4 protein-coding genes are annotated in these 6,267 nt (G+C 69.4%); all 4 read left to right on the top strand.

The window, feature by feature from the left end; all coding sequences use genetic code 11:
• The coding region (locus FMP39_RS36625) for a DUF4175 family protein (RefSeq protein ID WP_228558642.1) at positions 1-3,082 on the top strand (3,082 nt) is incomplete at its 5' end.
• On the top strand, positions 3,079-4,860 hold the full coding sequence (locus FMP39_RS36620; RefSeq protein ID WP_090488207.1) for a tetratricopeptide repeat protein: 1,782 nt from the start codon (positions 3,079-3,081) through the stop codon (positions 4,858-4,860). The genes FMP39_RS36625 and FMP39_RS36620, both read left to right, overlap by 4 nt.
• Positions 4,861-5,034: 174 nt before the next feature.
• Positions 5,035-5,466, top strand: coding sequence for a DUF1622 domain-containing protein (locus FMP39_RS36615; protein WP_141621602.1), 432 nt, complete (start codon positions 5,035-5,037; stop codon positions 5,464-5,466).
• Positions 5,467-5,631: 165 nt separating this feature from the next.
• The coding region (locus FMP39_RS36610; protein ID WP_228558641.1) for a DUF4142 domain-containing protein at positions 5,632-6,267 on the top strand (636 nt) is incomplete at its 3' end.

The following is a 6,267-nucleotide window of genomic DNA, read 5'->3' as shown; positions in this document are numbered from 1 at the left end:
GTCACCTCCCGCGTCACAAGCCCGCCCTCCCCTGGAAGCCCCGGGCGTGGAGGCGTTGCTCGCCACCGTCCAGGGCCGCCAGCGCCGGTACCTGTGGCTCCAGGGCGGTATGCTGGGCGTGACCACCGTGGCGCTGCTGCTGGTGGCCGGCGGCTTCCTGGCGCTGGTGGCGCCGCGCGCGGGCGCGTCCCTGCTGTGGACGGCGCTGCCGGTGGGCGTGGCCGTGACGTGCGTCTTCGGCTTGTGGCTGGTGCGCCGCCGCGTGGGAGACGACGTCCTCACCGCGCGCCTGGTGGGCGAAAAGCGCCCGGAGCTGTCGCTGGACGTGCTGGCCGCGGTGGAGCTGATGCGCGAGCCGGACGCGCCGGGCAGCGGCTCTCCGGCGCTCGCGAGCGCCTTCCTGCGGGAGATGGACGCGCGGGCGCGCACGGTGGATGTCCGCACCGTGGTGGACAGCCGCCCGGTGCGTCACGTGGCCCTGGGCGCGGGCGGCGCGCTGCTGGCCCTGCTGGTGCTGATGGTCGTGCTCGGTGACCGCTGGTCCGCCGGCGTGGCGCGCATCCGCGAAGTGGCGGCGAGCCCCAAGGCCCAGGCGCAGGTGGAGCCCATCACCGGCGACATCGAATTGACGTACCGCTACCCCGCGTACACGGGGCTGGCCCCGCGCACGGTGCCCGGAACGAACGGTGAAATCAGTGCGCCGGCGGGGACGGAAATCCTGCTGAAGACGCGCTCGGACCGTCCGGTGGAGCGCGCGGAGCTGGTGGTCAACGGCCAGGCGCTGCCGCTGAAGGTGACGGGCAACCGGGACCTGGAGGGCAGCTTCGTCGCGAAGCAGTCCGGCCACTACCGCTTCGCCTTCTACGGCGCGCGGGACAAGGCGCTCGCGGTGGGGCCGGACATCGCCCTCACGGTGGAGGCGGACAAGGCGCCCGAGGTGTCGCTGCTCACGCCCACGGTGGAGCTGGAGATCGACCCGGGCGACCAGGTGGCGCTCAAGTACGAGGCGTCGGATGACTACGGGCTGTCCGGCATGGCGCTCGTGTTCCGCGCGCCCGGCGCCCAGCAGGAGACGCGCGTGCCGCTGCCGCGCGAGGACGGCCGGCGCCACCGGGGCACCTATTCGTGGAGCCTGGACAACCTCAAGCTCGACCCGGGTGACCGGATTACCTACTACGTGGAGGCGCAGGACAACGACGCGGTGGAGGGCCCCAAGAAGGGCGTCAGCCGCACGCAGGTGCTGCGCGTGTACTCCGCGGCCGAGCACCGTCGCGCAGCGCTGGAGAAGGCGGAGCAGTTGTGGGGCCGGATGGTGGACCACCTCGCGGACCGGCTGGAAGGCCCGGAGCGCGCGAAGCAGAAGGACCCGCAGGCCATCACCGCCGGGGCCACGGTGGACACCAGCGGGGAGAGCCTCGTCGCCGACATGAAGACGCTGGCGCAAGAGCTGGCGCGCGAGCGCGACGTGCCCACCGAGCTGGTCTCCGCGCTGAGCAACATCTCCGAGTCCCTGGGCAGCCACATCCGCGGCACCGCGGAGCTGCGCCGGCTCTACCTGCGCACGCAGCGCGCCCGCGGCGAGGACTGGGGCACGGGCAACCGCCTCACCGCCGTGGTCAACGAGGAGATTACGGAGCTGGAGAAGGACATCCTCTACCTGGAGTCGCTGCTGGACCGGCAGAAGCTGGAGGCGCTCCAGGAGATGGCCAAGCAGTTGTCCAACGAGCGGCGCGAGCTGGCGAACCTCATCGAGCAGTACAAGTCCAACCCGGACGAGGCCGCGCGCCAGGCGGTGATGGAGCAGATTCAGCAGCTCAAGTCCCGCATCCAGGAACTGATGCAGCGCATGGCGGAGATGCGCAAGGGCATCCGCGACGAGCACCTCAACGCCGAGGCCCTGTCCGAGATGATGAAGGACCAGGACCTGCGCAGCGCGCTCGACGACGTGGAGAAGCTGATGCGCGAGGGCAAGGCGGACGAGGCCCTGGCGAAGCTCCAGGAACTGGGCATGCAGATGGATGAGATGCTCGAGAACCTGGACCAGGCGAGCGACGAGTTCGGCGGCGAGCAGTACCCCGAGCTGGCGGAGAAGTTCGGCAAGTTCATGGAGGAGCTGCAGGGCACCGTGCAGGAGCAGCAGCGCGTCGCGGACCAGACGAAGCAGCTTCGCGACCAGGCCCGCTCACAGAACCGCGAGCGGCTGTCGGAGAAGGGCGAGGCCATCAAGGACAGCCTGATGCGCAAGGTGCAGCAGGCGCAGGAGGACTACAAGGCGCTGGAGCCCAGCCAGCTCAACAGCCGCGCCGCGCGCCCGCTGGAGGAGGCCCAGGCGGAGCTCCAGAACGTGGAGAACGCGCTGAAGGTGAACGACTACGACCTGGCGGCGGAGGCGGCGGCGCGGGCGGAGGACGCGGCCCGGCAGTTGGCGATGATGGGCGAGCAGCAGCGCCACCTGGACGAGATGTTCGGCAACCCGGAAGAGGTGGTGAAGCAGTCCACGGAGCTGGCGCAGCGCCTCAACCGCGACGCGCGCAACGTGTCGGAGGTGAACCGGCAGCTCCAGTCGCTCTTCCCTCCTCCGGGCTCGCAGCTGTCGCAGCAGGAGAAGCAGCAGCTCCAGCAGTTGGGCGAACAGCAGTCGCAGTTGGAGGAGCGCGCGCAGGGCCTGCGTCAGCAGATGGAGGAGATGCAGCAGATGGCGCCCATCTTCGGCGAGGAGGCCACGCAGCAGATGGAGGGCGCCGGCCAGCGCATGGGTGAGGCCGCCCGCCGGATGCAGGGCAAGGACCCGGGCCGTGGCTACGGCGAGCAGCAGGCGGCGCTGGAGGGCCTGCGCCAGTTCCAGCAACAGATGCAGGAAGGCCAGCGCGGCGGCAAGGGCGGGCTCCCGCTGCCCATGGGCATGGGCCGCCGTCAGCAGGGCAACGGGAGAGACCCGAAGCAGAAGGTGGAGCTGCCGGACGAGGATGCCTTCCAGGCGCCGAAGGAGTTCCGCAAGGACCTGCTGGACGCGATGAAGCAGGGGGCTCCGGAGAAGTACCGGGAGCAGGTGAAGCGCTACTACGAGGAGCTGGTGAAGTGAGCCGCCACGCGCTGAAGCATTCCTCCGGATTCGGGGCCCTCGTCGCGGCGATGGCCGTGGGGCTCCTCTGCGTGCCTCAGGCGGCGTGGGCCCAGTCCAGCTCGCTCAAGGACGAGGTGAAGGAGCGGCTGGGCCGCGTGGAGACGGAGCTGGACGACTGGGACGTGCCCGGCGCCCGGCGCGAGCTGTCCGAGGTGGAGAAGCTCCTCCCCGCCGACGTGGAGCCGCTGAAGTACTTCCAGGGCCGGGTGGCCTTCGAGGAGGGACGCTACGACGACGCGGTGGCGCTCCTGGAGGGCGCCAACATCGAGGACAAACCGGGCAGCTACCTGCGGCTGGCCAAGGACACGCGCGCCATCGTCAAGGACCACGAGCGCGCGGAGAGCGAGCACTTCATCTTCCAGTACCCCAAGGGGAAGGAAGCGGTGCTGGTGCCCTATGCGCTGGAGACGCTGGAGGGCATCCACCGGGCGATGAAGGAGGACCTCGGCTGGACGCCGCCGGGCGGCAAGATTCGCGTGGAGGTGGTGAGCAACGCGCGCGAGCTGGCGCGGGTGAGCACGCTGACGGAGAAGCAGATTGGCACCACGGGCACCATCGCCATCTGCAAGTTCAACAAGCTGATGGTGACCAGTCCGAAGGCGGTGGCGCGCGGCTACGACTGGCAGGACACGCTGGCGCACGAGTACATCCATCTGGTCATCAGCCAGATGAGCCGCAACACGGTGCCCATCTGGTTGCATGAGGGCCTGGCCAAGTTCCTGGAGTCGCGCTGGCGCGGCAAGGCGGGCCTGGCGATGACGCCGTCCACCCAGGCACTGCTGGGCAAGCGGGTGAAGGCGGACACGCTCATCCCGTTCGAGAAGATGCACCCGTCCATCGCGCTGCTGCCCACGGCGGAGGACGCGGCCACCGCGTTCGCGGAGGTGTTCTACGCCATCGACTACGTGCACAGCGTCAAGGGCACGGCGGGTCTGCGCGCCATCATCCAGGAGCTGAAGGCCGGGCAGAAGGACCGCAAGGCGGTGGAGACGGCCATGGGGATGCCCTTCGCCCTCTTCGAGAAGTCCTGGCTGGCGCACATCAAGAAGCAGCCCTTCCCCACCGAGCTCCTGCCGCGCGAGGACCGCGTGGTCCTGAAGGAGAACGCCAAGGGCAAGGTAAAGGACGAGAGCGAGAAGAAGGGGCGCGAAATCTCCTTCGGTGACTTCCAGGAGGTGACGGAGGTGCCGGCGCGCAAGTTCGCGCACCTGGGCGAGCTCTTGCGCGAGCGCAACCGCGTGAAGGCCGCCGCGGAGGAGTACGCCAAGGCGCACAAGCTGGTGGGCGACAAGTACGAGTCCGTGTCCAACAAGTACGCGCTGGCGCTGCTGGAGCTGCGGCGGCTGGACGAGGCGGAGGGCGTGCTGCGCGGCAGCCTGCGCGTGCACCCGGGCTCACCGTCGACGAACGTCCACCTGGGCCGCATCCTGCTGTACCGGAAGGACTACCCGAAGGCGAAGACGGCCTACCTGGAGGCGCTGGCGTCGGACCCGTTCGACCCAGAAATCCACCTGGCCCTGACGCGCATCCACGGCTCCATGGGTGAGACGGCGCTGGCGGACCGCGCGCGGCAGGCGAGCGCGCTGCTCACGGGGCTCAAGGTCGAAGAGGTGGACCGCGTGGCGCAGCAGTTCCTGCGTGACGAGAGCGGGCTGTCGGAGATGAACGTGTCGGGCACGCCGGACGCGGAGGCACCGAAGGAAGCGCAGCCCGAGAAGCCGGACGCGGGGAACTGAAACGGGCTTCGTTACGCCTCGACAGCCAACGGCGTGACGACGGCCTCGCGGCTTCGGCGAACCTTCTCGTCGCCTCCATCCCTGGCGCGTCACGGGAGCGGGCATGCGCCCCTTACGCAGGCCGCTCCATGACGGAAGTCTCCACCATGCCTAGCTTCCCGCACGGGAGGCTTGATGGAGGTCCATTCCCTCATCTCGCTTGCCGCCCAGCTCATGGAGTGGGCCGGCGTGGGCAGCATGGTGCTGGGGGCGGTGCTCGCGCTCGTGGTGCTCGCCACGCGGCAGCAGCTCCCCGCCGGTGAGGCCTACCGGCGCTTCCGCCTCAACCTGGGCCGCGCCATCCTCCTGGGCCTGGAGTTCCTCGTCGCCGCCGACATCATTCGCACCGTGAGCCAACGCCCCACGCTGGATGGCGTGCTGGTGCTCGGGCTCATCGTCCTCATCCGAACCTTCCTCAGCTTCACCCTCACCGTGGAGCTGGAGGGGCGCTGGCCCTGGCAACACCGCGAGGACATCGCCGGTCCTGTTCATCCCCCGCCAACGTCGTCCACCCCGCAGCACCCTGTACCGCCCGCTCCCGACGCACCACGTCCGGTGAAGCACTGAACGCAGTGGGTCGGCCACGTGGGCAGCGCCACCGTCATCCGCCGCACCCTCTCCTCCCTCTGCGTGAAGTGGCGCACGGACGCGTCTTCTCGCGCCGTGCATCCCGCTCCGACGCCGCTCCAACGTGCGCGCCCGCCTTTCCTCACGCACAAGGAGCAGCACCCCATGAAGCATCCCCTCCCGGGGCTCGTCCTCGCCGCCTCGCTGTTCACCCAGGGCGCGTCATTCGCTCAGTCCGGCATGCCCGACAGCCCGCCCTCCCAACAGGACACGGTCTCCGTTCAAAAGGGCATGGCCACGTACCGCGGCTACACCGCTCCCACGGACGAGAAGGCGCTGCTCGACCGGCTGCACCTGGCGAACCAGCACGAAATCAAGTCGGGCAAGCTCGCCCAGCAACACTCCCAGAATCCAGACGTGAAGGCCTTCGGCACCATCATGATGAAGGCGCACACCGCGCTGGACCAGAAGCTCACGTCCTACGCGCGCAGCAAGGGCCTGAAGCTGGCCGAATCCCCCAAGCCGATGAACGACGCGGAAGAAGCCTCCATGGCCAAGGACAAGGCCACGATGGAGCAGCTCCAGGTCATCCGCGGCGCGCCCTTCGACTCTGCCTATCTGGCCTCACAGGTGACGGGACATGACGCCGTCATGGGCATGGTCCTCACCGCCCAGAAGGCCATGCCCAAGGCCACGCCCGAGCTCGCCGCCATGCTCGAGGACCTCAGCAAGCAGGTTCCCGCCCACCGGCACCAGGCCTGGAACATGCTGGGCAAGCTGGGCGGCGACACGGGCGTGGGT

It is taken from the genome of Myxococcus sp. AB056 (genome assembly GCF_006547365.1).
GTDB classification, from domain to species: Bacteria; Myxococcota; Myxococcia; order Myxococcales; family Myxococcaceae; genus Myxococcus; species Myxococcus virescens.
Note: the sequence above shows the minus strand (reverse complement) of the source record. Positions and strands in the feature narration are given on the sequence as shown.